Origin of the sequence: Modicisalibacter xianhensis, assembly GCF_900113605.1 — a bacterium.
Taxonomy (GTDB): Bacteria; Pseudomonadota; Gammaproteobacteria; order Pseudomonadales; family Halomonadaceae; genus Modicisalibacter; species Modicisalibacter xianhensis.
Genome location: NZ_FOPY01000005.1, coordinates 142,732 through 160,675, shown reverse-complemented (window position 1 = coordinate 160,675; position 17,944 = coordinate 142,732). Strand labels below are relative to the sequence as shown.

Below are 17,944 nucleotides of genomic sequence, written 5' to 3'. Positions count from 1 at the left end.
AAGGGACTCGTGATTTAGTAGCAGCCAAGATTCAAGGGCGCCAGCCGATAATACCAAGGCGTCAGGCCGCGCATGGGAACCAGGAGTAAACTGATTGTTTGGGCTCAGTAAGTCTGCCAAAGGCCTGATCGGCGTGGATATCACTTCTGCCACGATCAAGCTGATCGAGCTCAGGCGCAGCGGGCAGCAGTATCGCGTCGAAAGCTACGCTGTTGGTCCGTTGCGTGAAGGCGCCGTGGTCGAACGGCGGATTCGCAACATGGACGAGGTCGTCGATGTCCTGCGCCGGGTCGTCGACCGGGCACGCCCCCATAGCCGGCGCGTCGCGATCGCTGTGCCTGCCAGTGCTGCCATCACCAAGACCCTGACGCTGCCCGCGTCGCTGAGCGACGAGGAGATCGAGGCTCGCATTCAACTCGAATCTGACAAGCATATTCCGTTTCCGTTCAACGAGGTCGCCTTCGACTTCCAGCGCCTGGGGTTGAATGCGCGCTTCGGCGACCAGCAGGATGTCCTGCTTGTTGCCTGTCGTCAGCAGGACGTTGGCCAGATCACCGATGCCGTGGTCCAGGCGGGGCTGGAACCTGCCGCCGTGGATGTCGAGACCTTCGCCATGGAGCGAGCCTGCAGCGAGCTTCGCCGGACAGCCGGCCAGTCCGGCGCTAGCGAGTGTGTAGCACTGGTCGATATCGGCGCCACCATGAACTCGTTCCACGTGCTGCGTGGAGGCCGCATCATTTACAGTCGCGATACGGTGTTCGGTGGGCGCCAGCTGACCGAGGAAATCCGCACCCGTTATGGCCTGAGCCTGGACGAGGCGGGGCTGGCCAAGAAGCGTGGCGGGTTGCCCGACGATTATCTGACCAATGTCTTGACGCCGTTTCTGGATACCTTGATCCAGCAGATCGGACGCTCTCTGCAACTCTATTACACGGCCGGGCGCAATCCTGAAGTCAAGAAGATCATCCTGGCCGGAGGCTCCAGTATCATTCCCGGGCTCAGCGAGCGCCTGGCCGCCGATAGCGGCATGCCGGTGGAAATCGCCAATCCGTTCCTGCGCATGAAGGTCAGTCCGCGCATCGATGTACACACCCTGGCCGGTGACGCGCCTGCCATGCTCACCGCCTGCGGGCTGGCGATGAGGGCCCGGGCATGACCATCGATATCAACCTCTTGCCGTGGCGCGAGGTGCAGCGTGAGCGTCGCAGCCGTCGTTTCCTGATGATCCTGTCGCTGGCAGCGCTGCTCGGTGCCGTGGGTGCCTGGGGCTTGTCACTGTGGTATGAGCAGGCGCTCGACGCGCAGCAGCGGCGCAACGACCACGTCCTGGCGCAGATCCAGCACCTGGACAAGGATATCAAGGCCATTCGCGACTATCAGGCATTGCGTGAGCGCATGCTGGCGCAGATCGAACTGATCGGCGAGCTGCAGGCCAGCCGCCCGCAGACAGTGCGGGTATTCAACCAGTTGGCCGCCAGCCTCGAGGATGGGGTGTACTACACGCAGTTATCGCGACAAGGGCAGCGGCTGGATATCGTCGGGCTGGCCGAGACCAACCGCCAGGTCTCGGATCAGATGCGCGCGCTTGCCGCCACCGAGGTGTTCGCCACGCCGACGCTTTCCGAAGTGCAGGCCGATGAAGCCAGCGGGCATCGCCGCTTCGACATGAGTGTCGGCGAAGCCACCTGGCAAGAGAAAGCGCATGACGAGGTGACGCCATGAGTCTAAGTGCCGAACTTCGCCGCCTGCGCGACCTCGACTGGCGCGAGCTGGACCTGCGCGAGGCCGGCTCCTGGCCGGTATCGCTGCAGGTGATCAGTTGCCTGCTGGTGTTCGCGGCAGTGTTCTGGCTGGTGCAATGGTTCCTGGTGGCCCCGCAGGCCGAGTCGCTCGAACGCGCTCGCGCCCAGGAGCGCGAGCTGCTCGGGCAGTACGAAGCCAAGGCCTACCAGGCCGCCAATCTGCCGATGATGCGCGAGCAGATGGATGAACTCGAGTCGCGCATGGCCGAACTGCTGCAGATGCTGCCAACCGGGGCCGAGGTTCCCACCCTGATCGACAACATCAGCGACACCGCCCTGGACAATCAGCTAGCTATCGATTTCATTCGCCTGCGTTCGCCGGTGCCCCAGGAGTTCTATACCGAGCAACCGTTCGATATCCGCGTGCGTGGCGACTATCACCGCATTGCGGCTTTTCTCTCCGGCGTGGCTGGCTTGCCGCGAATCGTCACGCTGCATGACTTCACGCTGGTTCCTGTAGACGAGGCAGGCACATTGCAGCTGTCGATGCTGGCCAAGACCTACAGTCATCGTGAGGAGGAGGCGCCATGAATCGCTTTGTCGGTGCGCTGACGGCGAGTGGTGCGCTGTGGCTGGCGGCCTGCAGCGACGCCGAGCTGACCTCGCTGGATCAGCGTCTGAACGCGCTGCGTGACAGCCCGACCGGAAAGGTGGCGCCATTACCCGAGCCTCCCGAGTACCATGCGGTGACCTATGACCAGGCGGGGCTACGCAGCCCCTTCCTGCCCGAGCGGCCCGAACAGGAAAGCGCCGCACAGGGCGCGGACCTGGCGCCGGACCTCACCCGCCCGCGTGAGCCCCTGGAGGCCTACTCGCTCGACACGCTGGCGCTGGTCGGGACGCTGTTCATCGACGGCACCTATTCCGCGCTGGTCCGCGACCCGGAGGGCGAGGTGCACCGCGTGCATGTCGGCGATCATCTGGGCACCGATTTCGGGCGCATCGTGGCAATCGGTGCCACGGCGCTGCAGCTTATCGAGATCGTCACCAATGGGCAGCGGGGCTGGGTCGAGCGCAGTCAGACGCTCTATCTCAATAACGACGAAGCCGACCAGCGCCAGGGGTAGATCGGCTGTTTCGCAAGGGAAGAAAGGTTTGAAGACACGACACGTTTGTAGGCTGCTGGTAACGATGCTGGGCTTGGTCGCTTGCGGCACCGCCTGGGCGCAGTCTGCCCTGAGCGCGCTGGACTTCGGCCAGCGTGCCGACGGCCAGCTAGAGGTAACGCTGAATTTTACGGGGGGCGTGCCTGAGGTGCGCGGCTATCGCATCGACTCGCCGCCGCGGCTGGCCATCGACCTGATGGATACCGTGAGCCAGCTGGACCAGCGCCGCTACGAGTTGGGGCTGGTCGGCGTCAATGATGTCGTGGCGCTGGAAGCCGGTGGCCGGACGCGCCTGGTGTTCAATCTCGATGCACCGATTCCCTATGCGATCCGTGAGCGGGGCGACAACCTGGTGCTCAGCCTGGGCGAGAGCGCCGCCGACCTGCAGTCGGCACCGTCCGTGGAGAGTGCGGCGCCGGCATCCGGTCAGTCGCTGAGCCGTGCACCTGGCATCGAGAACATCGACTTCCGGCGCGGAGAGGTCGGGGCCAGCCGCCTGATCGTCACCTTCGACCGCGATAGCGTGGACGCTCAGGTCAGGGAGCAAGGCCGTGGCCGCATCGTTGCCGAACTGGAAAATGTCGACCTGCCGGCCGCGCTGGCCCAGACCCTCGACGTCAGCGACTTCGGCACGCCGATGCAGCGCATTACACCCGTCGAGAATACCGACGGGACCACACTGTCGATTCAGGTCAGCGGCGATTACGCCATGCTCTCGACGCAGAGCGGTCGGCAACTGATCATCGAGGCGCGGCCGGTGACCGATGCCGAGCGGCAGGTGCGCCAGCGGGAAATGTTCCCTTATACCGGCAAGCGGATCTCGCTCAACTTCCAGGATATCGAGGTGCGCGAGGTACTGGCGATCATCGCCGAGTTCACCGGTCTCAACCTGGTGGCCAGCGACAGCGTGCAGGGTAACGTGACGCTCAATCTCAGTGACGTGCCCTGGGATCAGGCGCTCGACCTGGTGTTGCGCAGCCATGGCCTGGCCAGTCGCAAGAACGGCAATGTGCTGATCGTGGCGCCCGCCAGCGAGTTGGCGTCCATGGAACGCCAGGAACTGGAAGCCGAGGCGCAGATGCAGGAACTGGCACCGCTGGCGACCGAGTACCTGCAGGTGCGTTACGCCAAGGCGGCAAGCCTCGCCCAGATGCTGCGCGGCGAGGAGGGGCTGGGGCTGCTCTCCGAGCGCGGCCGGGTGAGCATCGACGAGCGCACCAACACGTTGATCATCCAGGATACCCGCGAGCGTATCGACGAGGTGATCGCGGTTGTCGACCAGCTTGATATTCCAGTGCGCCAGGTACAGATCGAGGCGCGCATCGTGATTGCCCGTGACAGCGTGGCGCGCGAGTTGGGTGTGAACTGGGGGCTGTCTTCGAATGGAAACGGCAAACTGAATCTCGGCGGGGCGTCATCAGGACAGCCGCTGAGCAGTGATGGGCAGCGCTTTTCTCAAGGCACCTATGCCGGACGATGGCAGGAACCCGATGCGACCCTGTTCCAGCGTGGAGGCTTGGCGGTGGATCTAGGCGATGGAGCCAACCCGTCGTCGGCTTTCAGCTTCGGCTATATCTCAGGCGATATCCTGCTTGACATGGAGCTGCGCGCGCTAGAGAGCGAGGGCAAGAGCCAGACCATCTCCCAGCCCAAGGTGATCACCGCCAACCAGCAGCCGGCGGTGATCAAGCAGGGCCAGGAGATACCCTATCAGGAAGCGACCTCCAGCGGGGCGACCAACGTCGAGTTCAAGGAAGCTGTGCTGTCGCTGCAGGTGGTGCCGCAGATCACCCCCGACAACCGCATCATCATGGAACTGGACATCAACAACGATGATATTTCCGACACCACCTTCGGTGGTGCGCCGGCGATCGATACCAACGAGATCCAGACTCAGGTGCTGGTCAACGACGGCGAAACCGTGGTACTGGGCGGCATTTTGCGTACCGAACAGCTGCGCCAGCTATTCAAGACGCCGTTGCTTGGCGACCTACCACTATTGGGGCATCTGTTTCGCTATACCGAGGAGAGCAATGAGAAGGTAGAATTGTTAGTCTTCATCACCCCGAAAATCATCGAGGATGGGCTGGCAATTCGCTGATGCAGGATTTTCCCAATCTTTTCCTGGTCGGCCCCATGGGGGCGGGCAAGAGCACGATCGGCCGCCTGTTGGCGGCCGAGTTGCAGCGCGATTTCGTCGATAGCGATCATGAAATCCAGGCGCGCTGCGGTGCCGACATTCCCTGGATCTTCGATGTCGAAGGCGAGGCCGGCTTTCGCGAACGCGAAGTGCAGATGATCGATGAGTTGACACAGCGCACCGATATCGTGCTGGCAACCGGGGGCGGTGCCGTGATGAACGAGGCCAACCGTCGGGCGCTGCGTGAGCGCGGCACGGTGGTCTACCTCTACACGACAGTCGAGCAGCAGCTGCGTCGCACCGCCAAGGACCGCAACCGCCCGCTGTTGCGTAGCAAGGATCCCGAGGCGGTGCTGCGTGGTCTGTTCGAGTTGCGCGACCCGCTCTATCGGGCCACGGCCGATTTGATCGTGCGCACCGACCGGCGCGGCCCCCGTTCGGTGGTCAACGATATCCTGCGGCGAGTGACCCGTCTCGTCGATCCCCTGCAAACCAAGGCCTGACCCATGACAGCGACCCCGTCCTCGATTCGATCACTCACCGTCGACCTCGGCGAGCGCAGCTATCCCATCCATGTCGCCCCGGGGTTGCTTGACGACCCGCAGTGCCTACGTCCCTATCTGGCTGGCCGCCAGGTCATGGTCGTGACTAACGAGACGGTGGCACCGCTGTACCTCGAGCGGCTCAAGGGCAGCCTGGGCAGCGAGCTCGACGTGCGCGAGGTCATCCTGCCCGACGGCGAGCACACCAAGACCCTGGCCTCGGTGGAACGTATCTGGGATGCACTGCTGGCGGCCGGCTTCAATCGCCGTTGTACGCTGGTGGCACTGGGAGGCGGGGTCATTGGCGACATGGCCGGTTATGCTGCGGCCTGCTATCAGCGAGGCGTGGCCTTCATCCAGGTGCCGACGACGCTGTTGTCGCAGGTCGACTCCTCGGTCGGCGGCAAGACCGGCGTCAACCATCCGCGTGGCAAGAACATGATCGGTGCGTTCTGGCAGCCGCGGGCCGTGCTCATCGACACACAGACGCTGGACACCCTGCCGGCGCGTGAGTTGAGTGCCGGGCTTGCCGAGGTGATCAAGTATGGTCTGATCCGTGATCCTGTCTTTCTCGGTTGGTTGGAAGCGAACATGGCTGGGCTGCTTGCACGCGACGGCGAACTGCTCAGCGAAGCGATCCTGCGCAGCTGTGCGATTAAGGCGGAGGTGGTGGCGGCCGACGAAACCGAGCAGGGCGCCCGCGCCATGCTTAACCTGGGCCATACCTTCGGCCATGCCATCGAGGCACATCAGGGCTATGGCCAATGGCTGCACGGCGAGGCCGTCGGTGCCGGCATGCTCATGGCAGCGACGCTATCACAGCAATTGGGGTGGTTGAGCGGGGATGACGTGGCACGCGTCGCCCGGGTCATCGAGTCGGCGGGTTTGCCGCTGACCGCCCCGGCGGCCATGGATGCCGAGGCCTTCCTCGAGCGCATGCGCCTGGACAAGAAGAACCTCGACGACCGCATTCGCTTGGTGTTGCTGCGCCGCCTGGGAGAGGCCTGTATCCACGACGAGACACCGCCGGCCCGATTGCACGACTTCCTGAGCGAATACCCGCGCGCCTGATACTTTTTGCCTGGCCTTTCCAAGCCTGCGTCGTCGGCGCAGGCTTTTTCGTGTGTGCTGGATTGTGATTTACAAGGCGCGTGCTGCACGATTCGCATGTCTTATGCACAATCGGCATGGTTTGCAGGGCAGGGTTTCGACTAAAGTTGTAGACAATGGGCTGTTCGAGTTATCTTGAGCTAACTCATTGACCGTCTTGCGGTTTTAGCTTGGGGTGGCGCTAACGGCGCGATTTTTCAGTGTTTTTTAGACGGGAAGCGGGGCAGGGGAATTGCGCTGGGCGCTTGGCGTGGCTATGCTGTACGGCCTTTTGACATCAGAAAGACGGCCAATAAACGCCGCGCACAACATAAATATAACCGTCTAGTATACCCCGCCTTCTTTCTGGACACAAGTTTCTGCATTCTGTGAGGCACGCCCATGATGAGAGGTCTACACCAGCCTGGTGAGTTTCGCGATAACTGTGGCTTTGGCCTGATAGCCCATATGGAAGGGCAGGCCAGTCATGACCTGCTGAAGACCGCCATCGAGTCGCTGACCTGCATGACTCACCGTGGCGGTATCAACTCCGATGGCAAGACCGGCGATGGCTGTGGCCTGCTGATTTCCATGCCCGATGCCTTCATGCGCACCGTGGCGCGTGATGAACTGGGTTTCGAACTCGGTGAACAGTACGCGGTGGGCAGTGTCTTCCTGCCCGATGACGATACCCGTGAAGCCAGTGCACGCGATGTGCTGGAAACGGCACTGGCGGAGCGCGGCCTCAGTGTGCGCGGCTGGCGTGCCGTACCGCACGACTCCAGCGTGTGTGGCCCGATCGCCCAGGAATGCCAGCCGCGCATTCGTCAGATCTTCGTCGAGCCGGGCGATGCCCAGCGCAGCGAGAGCCGGCTGTTCAACGTCGATCTGTTCATGGCCCGGCGTATCGCCGAGCAGCGCCTCAAGCACGAAGACGACTTCTATGTCAGCTCGCTGTCTTCCAAGGTCATCTCCTACAAGGGGTTGATGATGCCGGAGGACCTGCCGACGTTCTATCTGGACTTCGCCGATGAACGCATGGAAAGCTCCATCTGCGTCTACCACCAGCGCTTCTCTACCAATACCGCGCCGCGCTGGCCGCTGGCCCAGCCGTTTCGCTACCTCGCCCACAACGGCGAGATCAACACCATCGAAGCCAACCGCAACTGGGCCAATGCGCGCAAGGAGAACTTCGTCTCCGAGCTGCTGCCTGACATCACCGAGCTTGATGAGGTCGTCAATACCGACGGGTCCGACTCCTCGAGCATGGACAACATGCTCGAGATCCTGTTGACCGGGGGCATGGAACTCTACCGTGCCGTGCGCATGATGGTGCCGCCGGCCTGGCAGAATGTAGAGACCATGGATGCCGACCTGCGCGCCTTCTACGAGTACAACTCCATGCACATGGAGGCCTGGGATGGTCCGGCGGGCATCGTGGTTACCGACGGCCGCCATGCCGTGTGCATGCTCGATCGCAACGGCCTGCGTCCGGCGCGCTGGGTGATCACCGACAATGGCTACATCACCATCGCCTCGGAGATCGGCGTATGGGGCTATTCGCCTGAAAGCGTGGTCGCCAAGGGGCGCATCGGCCCGGGGCAGATCCTGTCCGTGGATACCCACACCGGCGAAGTGCTGCACACCGACGATATCGATGAGCGCCTTCGTTCTTCCTATCCCTACAAGCGCTGGCTCAACGAGAATGCCAACTACCTCGAGTCGTCGCTGACCGAGCTGGCCCGCTTCCAGCCCATGGAGCCCGACGAGCTCGCGGTCTACCAGAAGATGTTCCTGGTCTCCAACGAAGAGCGTGACCAGATCCTGCACGTGCTGGCCGAGACCGGCCAGGAGGCCGTCGGCTCGATGGGCGACGATACGCCCATGGCCGTACTGTCGCGCCAGCCGCGCATGCTCACCGACTACTTCCGCCAGAAGTTCGCACAGGTCACCAATCCGCCGATCGACCCGCTGCGCGAAGCGATCGTGATGTCACTGGAGACCTGCCTGGGCGCCGAACGCAATGTCTTCGAGGCCACGCCCGAGCATGCGCATCGTCTGATCCTGACCACGCCGGTCCTGTCGCCGCGCAAGTTCACTGCGTTGACCACGCACGACGACCCGGCCTTCGCCAGCGAGACGCTGAGCCTGGCCTACGACCCCGAGTCGACCGGGCTCAAGCAGGCCATCGAGGCGCTCTGCCAGCAGGCCGAGCAGGCGGCGAATAACGGTAAGGTCGTGCTGGTGCTGTCCGACTGCGGGCTGGTCAAGGGGCAGTTGTCGATCCATCCGGCACTGGCCGTAGGAGCGGTGCACCATGATCTGGGTCGCAAGGGGCTGCGCACCCACGTCAACCTGATCGTGGAAACTGGTTATGCCCGTGACTCGCACCAACTGGCCGTACTGTTCGGTGTCGGTGCGACGGCCATTTACCCGTACCTTGCCTATCAGGTCATGGCCGACATGCACCGCACCGGCGACTTGCTCGGCGACCCGGCGGATTCCCGCGAGAACTACCGCAAGGGCATGCAGAAGGGGCTCTACAAGATCCTCTCCAAGATGGGTATCTCGCACATTGCCTCCTATCGTGGTGCCCAGTTGTTCGAGGCGGTGGGGCTGTCGTCCGAGGTGATGGAGTTGTGCTTCCCGGGCATGGCCTCGCGCATCGAGGGGACCGGCTTTGCCGAATTGCAGTTGCAACAGGAACTGCTGGCCCGCGACGCCTGGATCCCGCGTAAGGGGCTTCGCCAGGGCGGGCTCTACAAGTACGTCCACGGCTACGAGTACCATGCCTTCAACCCCGACGTGATCCGCGCCCTGCAGGCTGCGGTCCAGCAGGGCGACTACGGCAAGTGGAAGGAGTTCGCCCGCCTGGTCAACGAGCGTCCGGTAGCGACCATTCGCGACCTGCTCAAGCTCAAGCCGGCCGACGAGCCGTTGCCGCTGGACGAGATCGAGCCGGTCGAAGACCTGATTCCGCGCTTCGACAGTGCCGGCATGTCGCTGGGAGCGCTCTCGCCCGAGGCGCACGAGGCACTGGCCCAGGCCATGAACGAGACCGGGGGGCGCTCCAACTCCGGCGAGGGCGGTGAGGACCCGGCGCGTTACGGCACCATTCGCAGTTCCAAGATCAAGCAGATTGCTTCCGGGCGCTTCGGCGTGACGCCAGCCTACCTGGCCAATGCCGAGGTGCTGCAGATCAAGGTTGCCCAGGGCGCCAAGCCCGGTGAGGGCGGTCAGTTGCCTGGCGGCAAGGTCAACGGCCTGATCGCCCGGTTGCGCTATGCGGTGCCTGGTGTGACGCTGATCTCGCCGCCGCCGCACCACGATATCTATTCCATCGAGGACCTGGCGCAGCTGATCTTCGATCTCAAGCAGGTCAACCAGGATGCACTGGTCTCGGTGAAGCTGGTCTCCGAGCCGGGTATCGGCACCATCGCCACCGGTGTGGCCAAGGCCTATGCCGACCTGATCACCGTTGCCGGCTACGATGGCGGCACCGCAGCCAGCCCGCTGACCTCGATCAAGCATGCCGGCAGCCCGTGGGAGCTTGGCCTGCCCGAGGTGCACCAGGCGCTGCGCATCAATGGCCTGCGCGACAAGATTCGCCTGCAGACCGACGGCGGCTTGAAGACCGGGCTCGACGTGGTCAAGGCGGCCATCCTGGGCGCCGAGAGCTTCGGCTTCGGTACCGCGCCGATGGTCTCGCTGGGCTGCATCTACCTGCGCATCTGCCACCTGAACAACTGTGCGACCGGTGTCGCCACCCAGCACGATTACCTGCGTGACGAGCACTTCCGCGGCACTGTCGACATGGTCAAGAACTACTTCCGCTTCGTTGCCGAGGAAGTGCGCGAGATCATGGCGATGCTCGGCGTGCGCAAGCTCACCGACCTGATCGGGCGCACCGACCTGCTCGAGAAGATCGAGGGAGAGACCAGTTCGCAGCGCAAGCTTGTGCTCGATTCGCTGCTCGATAATGACTGGGTGCCGGCAGACGCACCGCGCTTCTGCGAGGTCCAGCGCAACATGCCGCACGACCTGGCGACCAAGAACGAGGAAATCCTCGATGTGCTGCGCGAGGCCGTCGAGAACAAGAGCGGCGGTGAGTTCACGTTCCGTATCAGCAACTGCGACCGCTCCGTGCCGGCGCGCGTCTCCGGTGAGGTTGCCAAGCGCTATGGCGAAGCTGGCCTGGAAGATGCGCCAGTCACGCTGCGTCTGACCGGTGTGGCCGGGCAGAGCTTTGGCGTGTGGAACGCACGCGGTATCAACCTTTACCTCGAAGGCGACGCCAACGACTACGTCGGCAAGGGCATGAACGGTGGCAAGATCGTCATCACGCCGCCCCAGGGCAGCCGCTTCGAGAGCCACAAGACGGCGATCATCGGCAATACCTGCCTCTACGGGGCGACCGGCGGCCGCCTGTTTGCCGCGGGGACGGCCGGCGAGCGCTTCGCGGTGCGCAACTCCGGCGCGCATGCCGTCATCGAGGGTGCGGGCGATCACTGCTGCGAATACATGACCGGTGGCCTGGTCTGTGTGCTCGGCGATACCGGGCTTAATTTCGGGGCGGGCATGACCGGTGGCTTCGCCTACGTGCTCGACCAGGATCGGACCTTCGTCGACCGCTACAACCACGAGCTGGTCGAAATCCACCGTATCAATACCGAGGCCATGGAAGCCTATCGGCGCCACCTGCGTGAAGTCATCCAGGAATATGTCGCCGAGACCCAGTCGGCACGGGGCCAGGAGATTCTGAGCAACTTCTCCGACTACATCCGCCATTTCTGGCTGGTCAAGCCCAAGGCGGCAAGCCTGAACAGCCTGCTCGCCGAGTCCCGTCGTCGGCCCGAGTAAGAGGAGTCACCGAACATGGCTAACCGTCTGAATAACGATTTTCAGTTCATCGATGTTGCGCGCAAGGATCGCCAGAAGAAGGATGCGCGCCTTCGCGTCAAGGAATTTTCCGAGATCTACGAGCCGTTCCGCCCGCAGGAAGCCACCGTCCAGGCACACCGCTGCCTGGATTGCGGCAACCCTTACTGCGAGTGGAAGTGCCCGGTGCACAACTACATTCCCAACTGGCTGAAGCTGGTCAGTCAGGGCAACATCCTCGCCGCCGCGGAAATGTCCCACCGCACCAACACCTTGCCCGAGGTGTGTGGCCGCGTTTGCCCGCAGGAGCGCCTGTGCGAAGGCGCCTGTACGCTGAACGACGGTTTCGGTGCCGTGACCATCGGCTCGATCGAGAAGTACATCTCCGAGACCGCCTTCGCCATGGGCTGGCGGCCGGACATGTCCAAGGTCACCTGGACCGACAAGCGTGTGGCGGTGATCGGCGCCGGCCCGGCCGGCCTCGGGTGTGCCGATATTCTGGTGCGCAACGGTGTCAAGCCGGTGGTCTTTGACCGTTACCCCGAGATTGGCGGTCTTATCACCTTCGGCATTCCCGAGTTCAAGCTCGAGAAGCACGTCATGCAGCGCCGCCGCGCGATCTTCGAGGAGATGGGCATCGAGTTCCGGCTCAATGTCGAGATCGGTCGCGACATTCAGTTCCAGGACCTGCTCGACGAATATGACGCCGTGTTCATGGGCATGGGCACCTACAAGTACATGGAAGGCGGCTTCCCCGGCGAAGGCCTGCCCCAGGTACACAAGGCGCTCGACTTCCTGATCGACAACATCAATCACAATCTCGGCTTCAACGTGGCGACCGACGAGCACGTGTCGATGAAGGGCCGTCGCGTGGTGGTGCTGGGCGGCGGCGATACCGCCATGGACTGCAACCGCACCTCGATCCGCCAGGGCGCGACCAGCGTGACCTGCGCCTATCGTCGCGACGAGGCCAACATGCCGGGCTCCAAGCGCGAAGTGGCCAGTGCCCGCGAGGAAGGCGTCGAGTTCCTGTTCAATCGCCAGCCGGTGGCTATCGTCGGTGAAGGCAAGGTGGAAGGCGTCAAGCTGGTGCGTACCCGCATGGGCGAGCCCGACGAGAAGGGTCGCCAGCGTGCCGAGGTGGTGCCGGGCTCCGAGGAAATCGTGCCGGCCGACGAGGTCATCATCGCTTTCGGCTTCCAGCCCAGCGAGATCGCCTGGTTCGAGACCCACGACATTCAGGTCGACGAGCGCGGCCGGGTGATCGCAAAGGAGCAGGCCAAGGTGGACGAAGGCAAGTTCGCCTACCAGACCTCCAACCAGAAGGTCTTTGCCGGCGGCGACATGGTGCGCGGCTCCGACCTGGTAGTCACGGCGGTCTTCGAGGGACGCCAGGCGGCCGAGGGTATCCTCGATTACCTGGAAGTCTGACACGCCCGACCTGCCTCCTGCGCCCCGGCCGATGCCGGGGCGTTTGCGTTAAGGGGCCGTCTCTCGGCTAGACTGGGGCAGGCCACTTACCGCCAGGGAGGCGATCATGGATGAGCAATTGACAGCGCTGGGGCTGAAGGGCATGCACGACGGCTCGGTGGTGCCCGAGCGCCTGACCTTCGACGATGACGGGGGCATACCCAATACGCGTCTGGCGACCCTGTTGTTCCGTTCCAGCGGACTGGACGATTCGCTGGATCGCGAGGCAGTAGCCGAACGCTTCTCGGCGCTATTCACTGCCAACGGCTGGACACCAAGCTGGCGTGGTGGCGTCTACGATTATCATCATTACCATTCGATTGCCCATGAGGCCTTCGGTGCGCTCTCCGGTTGGGGACGGCTGCGCCTGGGTGGTGAGTCGGGGCAGGATGTGGAAATCCATGCTGGCGATTCGCTGGTACTGCCGGCGGGGACGGGGCACTGCTCACTGGAAGCCAGCGACGATTTCCTGCTTCTGGCGGCCTATCCCGTCGATCAGACCGATCTCGACCTGCTGCGCGCCGATCCGGCCGAACACGATGCTGCCGTGGCGCGCATTCGTCGGGTCTCTCGTCCCGCATGCGACCCGCTGGGCAATCCCATCGAGCGTTGGTGGGAGTAGGGCAGCGACATGAAGCGCCAGGGCCGGGCGCAAAATTGAGCGCTCCGGCCGAATCTGCTATTCTGGCGTCCCATCCAGGCCCGGCTCCCTCCAGGGCCTTCCGTTCAGATTCGACAGGTTTTCCATGACACGATATATCTTCGTGACCGGCGGCGTTGTGTCCTCTCTCGGCAAGGGCATCGCGTCGGCCTCGCTGGCGGCGATTCTCGAGGCGCGCGGCCTCAAGGTCACCATCCTCAAGCTGGATCCGTACATCAACGTCGATCCGGGCACCATGAGCCCGTTCCAGCACGGCGAGGTCTTCGTCACCGAAGATGGCGCGGAAACCGACCTCGACCTGGGCCATTACGAGCGCTTCATCCGCACCAAGATGACCCAGGGCAACAATTTCACCACCGGGCGCGTCTACGAGCACGTGCTGCGCAAGGAGCGTCGCGGCGATTACCTGGGCGGCACGGTCCAGGTCATTCCCCACATTACCGACGAGATCAAGCGCCGGGTGATCGAGGGCGGCAAGGATTACGACGTGGCGCTGGTGGAAATCGGCGGCACCGTGGGCGACATCGAGTCGCTGCCGTTTCTCGAGTCGATTCGTCAGTTGCGCAGCGAGGTGGGGGCCAATCGGGCAATCTTCATGCACCTGACCCTGGTGCCCTACATCAAGACGGCCGGAGAGACCAAGACCAAGCCGACCCAGCACAGCGTCAAGGAACTGCGCTCGATCGGTATCCAGCCCGATATCCTGATCTGTCGCAGCGAAGTCGAACTCGAGGAGAGCGAGCGGCGCAAGATCGCATTGTTTACCAACGTCGAGGAACGTGCCGTCGTGCCGTTGCAGGACGCCGATACTATCTATCGCATCCCGCTGATGCTGCACGAGTTCGGCCTCGACGAGATCGTCTGCGACAAGCTGCGCCTCGATGCGCCGCAGGCCGATCTGTCCGAGTGGATCCGCGTCCTCGACGCCAAGCTCAATCCGCTCAAGTCGATCAACATCGCCATGGTCGGCAAGTACATGGATCTGCTCGATGCCTACAAGTCACTCAACGAGGCGCTGATTCACGCCGGCATCCAGTCGCGGGTCAAGATCAACATCGACTACATCGATGCCGAGATCATCGAGCGCCACGGTACCGAGCGCCTGGCCGGCAAGGATGCGATCCTGGTGCCCGGCGGCTTCGGCGAGCGTGGTGTGGAAGGCAAGATCATGACCGCCCGCTACGCTCGCGAGCAGGGCGTTCCCTATCTCGGTATCTGCCTGGGCATGCAGGTGGCGGTCATCGAATATGCGCGTAACGTGGTCGGCTGGGACGATGCCAATTCCACCGAGTTCACCCACGATACCCGCCACCCGGTGGTCGGCCTGATCACCGAGTGGGTCAACGCCGAAGGCAAGATCGAACTGCGCGACGCGGCCGCCGATCTGGGCGGTACCATGCGCCTGGGCGGTCAGGTCTGTCATCTCAAGTCGGGTTCCAGGGCGCACCAGGCCTATGGCCTCGAGGACGTCACCGAGCGCCATCGTCACCGTTACGAGGTCAATAACCAGTTCGTCGACGACCTGGAGAAGGCCGGCCTGGTGATCTCGGGCAAGAGCGTCGACAATTCCCTGGTGGAGATGATCGAACTGCCGGATCACCCGTGGTTCGTGGCCTGTCAGTTCCACCCGGAGTTCACCTCCACCCCGCGTGACGGGCATCCGTTGTTCTCAGGCTTCGTCAATGCAGCGCTGGAGCACAAGGCCGCCCGCGCACGCGCCCAGGCCCAAGGCTAGGATCGGTCGATTGCCACGCAGGAGCGACGACATGGCAGATACCCAACGCAACATCGAATTTGCCGGCCTCAGTGCCGGCAATTCATTGCCGCTGATGCTGTTCGGCGGCATGAATGTACTGGAGTCCCGCGAGATGGCGCTCGAGGTCGCCGAGACCTATGTCGATGTCTGCGCGCGGCTGGGCATTCCCTATGTCTTCAAGGCCAGCTTCGACAAGGCCAACCGCAGTTCCATCCACTCCTATCGTGGCCCTGGACTGGACAAGGGGCTGGCGATCCTCGATGAGGTCAAGTCACGCTTTGGCGTGCCGGTGATCACCGACGTCCACGAGCCCTGGCAGGCCGCGCCGGCGGCCGAGGTCGCCGATGTCATTCAGTTGCCTGCCTTCCTGGCCCGCCAGACCGACCTGGTGGTCGCCATGGCCGCTACCGGCGCAGTAATCAACGTCAAGAAGCCGCAGTTCGTCGCGCCGCATGAAATGCGTCATATCATTGCCAAGTGCCGCGAGGCCGGCAACGACCGGATCATTCTCTGCGAGCGCGGATCGAGCTTCGGTTACAACAACCTCGTCGTCGACATGCTCGGCGTCGGCGAGATGAAGCAGACTGGCTACCCGGTCATCTTCGACGTCACCCATTCGCTGCAGCGCCCGGGCGGGCGTGCCGACAGTGCCGACGGTCGCCGCGCCCAGGTTTTCGACCTGGCCCGGGCTGGCGTTGCCGTGGGCCTGGCCGGACTGTTCCTGGAGGCGCATCCCGCCCCGGACAAGGCGCTCTGCGATGGCCCCTGTGCCTTGCCGCTGGACAAGCTGGAGCCGTTTTTGAGCCAGATGCAGCAGATCGATGCACTGGTCAAGGGCTTCCCTGAGGTTCAGGTCAGCTAGCTTCGCTACCGATAAAACACAACCGATTAAGGAAGATACGACATGGCAGAAATCGTCGACATTCGCGCTCTCGAAGTCCTCGACTCGCGCGGCAATCCGACCGTTCAGGCCGACGTGACCCTGGCCAGCGGTGCGCATGGCAGCGCCTGTGCCCCGTCCGGTGCCTCCACCGGTTCCCGCGAGGCGCTGGAACTGCGTGACGGCGACAAGTCGCGCTATCTGGGCAAGGGCGTGCTCAAGGCGGTCGAGGCCGTCAACGGCAAGATTCGTGACCGCCTGAAAGGCATGGATGCCAACGACCAGCGAGCCCTGGACCAGGCCATGCTCGAACTCGACGGTACCGACAACAAGGCCAATCTTGGCGCCAACGCTATCCTCGCCGTGTCGCTGGCCGCCGCCAAGGCCGCCGCTGCCGAGAAGGGCGTGCCGCTCTATGCGCATATTGCCGAGCTTTACGGCCAGCCGGGCAAGTACACCATGCCGGTGCCGATGATGAACATCATCAACGGCGGCGAGCATGCCGACAACAACGTCGACATGCAGGAATTCATGATCCAGCCGGTCGGCGCGCCGAGCTTCCGCGAAGCGCTGCGCATGGGTGCCGAGGTGTTCCATGCCCTGAAGAAGGTGCTGGCATCTCGCGGTCTGGCCACCTCGGTGGGCGACGAAGGTGGCTTCGCGCCGAACCTGGATTCCAATGCCGAAGCGTTGGCGGTCATCAAGCAGGCGATCGCCGATGCCGGCTATACGCTGGGCAAGGACATCACCCTGGCGCTCGACTGCGCCTCCTCCGAATTCTACGAGAACGGCGAGTACAACCTGGCCGGCGAAGGCAAGCGTTATGACGCCGCGGGTTTTGCCGATTATCTGGCCGAGCTGGTGTCACAGTATCCCATCGTGTCCATCGAGGACGGCATGGACGAGTCCGACTGGGACGGCTGGAAGCTGCTCACCGAGAAACTCGGCGATCGCGTGCAGCTGGTCGGCGACGACCTGTTCGTGACCAATACCCGTATCCTCAAGCGTGGCATCGACGAGTCCATCGGCAACTCGATTTTGATCAAGTTCAACCAGATCGGTTCGTTGTCCGAAACGCTGGACGCCATCAAGATGGCTCAGGACGCCGGCTTCACCGCGGTGATTTCGCACCGCAGTGGCGAGACCGAGGACACCACCATCGCCGATCTGGCCGTGGCGACGTCCGCCGGGCAGATCAAGACCGGCTCGCTGAGCCGCTCGGACCGCATCGCCAAGTACAACCGCCTGCTGGTCATCGAGCAGGAACTCGGCGACAAGGCCGTCTATCCCGGCCTCAAGGCCATCAAGGGTCAGGGCTGATCCTGCCTCGCGTTACGGTGCCGGCGATCCCGGCACCGTTTTCCTGCTCTCTCGTCGCCAATCCTTTCCCGCCGCTGGTTGCCTGAGCATGGCAGCTATCCTTGTCCGCAAATTCTCCAAGTCTTGTAGGAAATTGCCTACAGAATGGGGTCGCTTTTGCAGACGGGAAATGCCCGTACAAAGAGAATTAGCGAATCTTTATATTCTATCTATCTGTTTTCCAAGTGGAAAAAAACAATGCTCAAGTTGTGCCGCTTGGCTGCCGATAAAGGGGCCCCTTTGCGGCACTGCGAAAGACTG

The 17,944-nt window shown here is 63.1% G+C and carries 13 protein-coding genes; all 13 read left to right on the top strand.

Features of this window, described 5'->3' with window-relative positions; all coding sequences use genetic code 11:
- Positions 1-94: 94 nt before the first annotated feature.
- The 13 genes from pilM to eno all read left to right on the top strand — a co-directional run bounded on the left by pilM (position 95) and on the right by eno (position 17,644).
- Positions 95-1,156, top strand: coding sequence for a type IV pilus assembly protein PilM (pilM, locus tag BM194_RS07275; RefSeq protein WP_092845246.1), 1,062 nt, complete (start codon positions 95-97; stop codon positions 1,154-1,156).
- Complete coding sequence (locus BM194_RS07270; protein ID WP_092845244.1) at positions 1,153-1,722, top strand: PilN domain-containing protein; 570 nt, start codon at positions 1,153-1,155, stop codon at positions 1,720-1,722. The genes pilM and BM194_RS07270 overlap by 4 nt, the downstream gene beginning before the upstream one ends.
- Positions 1,719-2,333, top strand: coding sequence for a type IV pilus inner membrane component PilO (locus BM194_RS07265; RefSeq protein WP_092845242.1), 615 nt, complete (start codon positions 1,719-1,721; stop codon positions 2,331-2,333). The genes BM194_RS07270 and BM194_RS07265 overlap by 4 nt, the downstream gene beginning before the upstream one ends.
- Positions 2,330-2,869, top strand: coding sequence for a pilus assembly protein PilP (locus tag BM194_RS07260; RefSeq protein ID WP_092845240.1), 540 nt, complete (start codon positions 2,330-2,332; stop codon positions 2,867-2,869). Before BM194_RS07265 ends, BM194_RS07260 begins: the two co-directional genes overlap by 4 nt.
- 64 nt (positions 2,870-2,933) lie before the next feature.
- On the top strand, positions 2,934-5,009 hold the full coding sequence (locus tag BM194_RS07255; RefSeq protein ID WP_092845238.1) for a type IV pilus secretin PilQ: 2,076 nt from the start codon (positions 2,934-2,936) through the stop codon (positions 5,007-5,009).
- Positions 5,009-5,551 (top strand): shikimate kinase AroK, encoded by a 543-nt coding sequence (gene aroK / locus BM194_RS20885; protein WP_092845236.1) that lies wholly within the window; start codon positions 5,009-5,011, stop codon positions 5,549-5,551. The genes BM194_RS07255 and aroK overlap by 1 nt, the downstream gene beginning before the upstream one ends.
- A gap of 3 nt (positions 5,552-5,554) precedes the next feature.
- Positions 5,555-6,661, top strand: coding sequence for a 3-dehydroquinate synthase (aroB, locus tag BM194_RS07245; protein WP_092845234.1), 1,107 nt, complete (start codon positions 5,555-5,557; stop codon positions 6,659-6,661).
- A 420-nt stretch (positions 6,662-7,081) separates the two neighbouring features.
- The gene (gene gltB / locus BM194_RS07240; RefSeq protein ID WP_092845232.1) at positions 7,082-11,539 is read left to right on the top strand and encodes a glutamate synthase large subunit; all 4,458 of its coding nucleotides are present in this window, start codon (positions 7,082-7,084) and stop codon (positions 11,537-11,539) included.
- Positions 11,540-11,554: 15 nt separating this feature from the next.
- Entirely contained in the window at positions 11,555-12,988 is a 1,434-nt protein-coding gene (locus BM194_RS07235) for an FAD-dependent oxidoreductase (protein ID WP_092845230.1), read from the top strand.
- 106 nt (positions 12,989-13,094) lie between these two features.
- Positions 13,095-13,649, top strand: coding sequence for a cupin domain-containing protein (locus tag BM194_RS07230; RefSeq protein WP_092845228.1), 555 nt, complete (start codon positions 13,095-13,097; stop codon positions 13,647-13,649).
- 124 nt (positions 13,650-13,773) lie between these two features.
- The gene (locus BM194_RS07225) at positions 13,774-15,423 is read left to right on the top strand and encodes a CTP synthase (RefSeq protein WP_092845226.1); all 1,650 of its coding nucleotides are present in this window, start codon (positions 13,774-13,776) and stop codon (positions 15,421-15,423) included.
- Positions 15,424-15,454: 31 nt separating this feature from the next.
- Positions 15,455-16,306 carry a 3-deoxy-8-phosphooctulonate synthase gene (gene kdsA, locus BM194_RS07220; protein WP_092845224.1) on the top strand — a complete coding sequence of 284 codons (852 nt, stop codon included), beginning with the start codon at positions 15,455-15,457 and terminating at the stop codon, positions 16,304-16,306.
- A 42-nt stretch (positions 16,307-16,348) separates the two neighbouring features.
- Positions 16,349-17,644, top strand: a complete 1,296-nt coding sequence (gene eno, locus BM194_RS07215) for a phosphopyruvate hydratase (protein ID WP_092845222.1) — start codon at positions 16,349-16,351, stop codon at positions 17,642-17,644.
- Positions 17,645-17,944 lie beyond the last annotated feature (300 nt).

Excerpts from the sequence above, each read along its gene's own strand:
- BM194_RS07255 (WP_092845238.1), top strand. The coding sequence starts at position 2,934 with ATGCTGGGCTTGGTCGCTTGCGGCACCGCCTGGGCGCAGTCTGCCCTG.
- aroB (WP_092845234.1), top strand. The coding sequence starts at position 5,555 with ATGACAGCGACCCCGTCCTCGATTCGATCACTCACCGTCGACCTCGGC.
- aroK (WP_092845236.1), top strand. The coding sequence starts at position 5,009 with ATGCAGGATTTTCCCAATCTTTTCCTGGTCGGCCCCATGGGGGCGGGC.
- BM194_RS07265 (WP_092845242.1), top strand. The coding sequence starts at position 1,719 with ATGAGTCTAAGTGCCGAACTTCGCCGCCTGCGCGACCTCGACTGGCGC.
- kdsA (WP_092845224.1), top strand. The coding sequence starts at position 15,455 with ATGGCAGATACCCAACGCAACATCGAATTTGCCGGCCTCAGTGCCGGC.
- BM194_RS07225 (WP_092845226.1), top strand. The coding sequence starts at position 13,774 with ATGACACGATATATCTTCGTGACCGGCGGCGTTGTGTCCTCTCTCGGC.
- BM194_RS07270 (WP_092845244.1), top strand. The coding sequence starts at position 1,153 with ATGACCATCGATATCAACCTCTTGCCGTGGCGCGAGGTGCAGCGTGAG.
- gltB (WP_092845232.1), top strand. The coding sequence starts at position 7,082 with ATGATGAGAGGTCTACACCAGCCTGGTGAGTTTCGCGATAACTGTGGC.
- eno (WP_092845222.1), top strand. The coding sequence starts at position 16,349 with ATGGCAGAAATCGTCGACATTCGCGCTCTCGAAGTCCTCGACTCGCGC.
- BM194_RS07230 (WP_092845228.1), top strand. The coding sequence starts at position 13,095 with ATGGATGAGCAATTGACAGCGCTGGGGCTGAAGGGCATGCACGACGGC.
- BM194_RS07235 (WP_092845230.1), top strand. The coding sequence starts at position 11,555 with ATGGCTAACCGTCTGAATAACGATTTTCAGTTCATCGATGTTGCGCGC.
- BM194_RS07260 (WP_092845240.1), top strand. The coding sequence starts at position 2,330 with ATGAATCGCTTTGTCGGTGCGCTGACGGCGAGTGGTGCGCTGTGGCTG.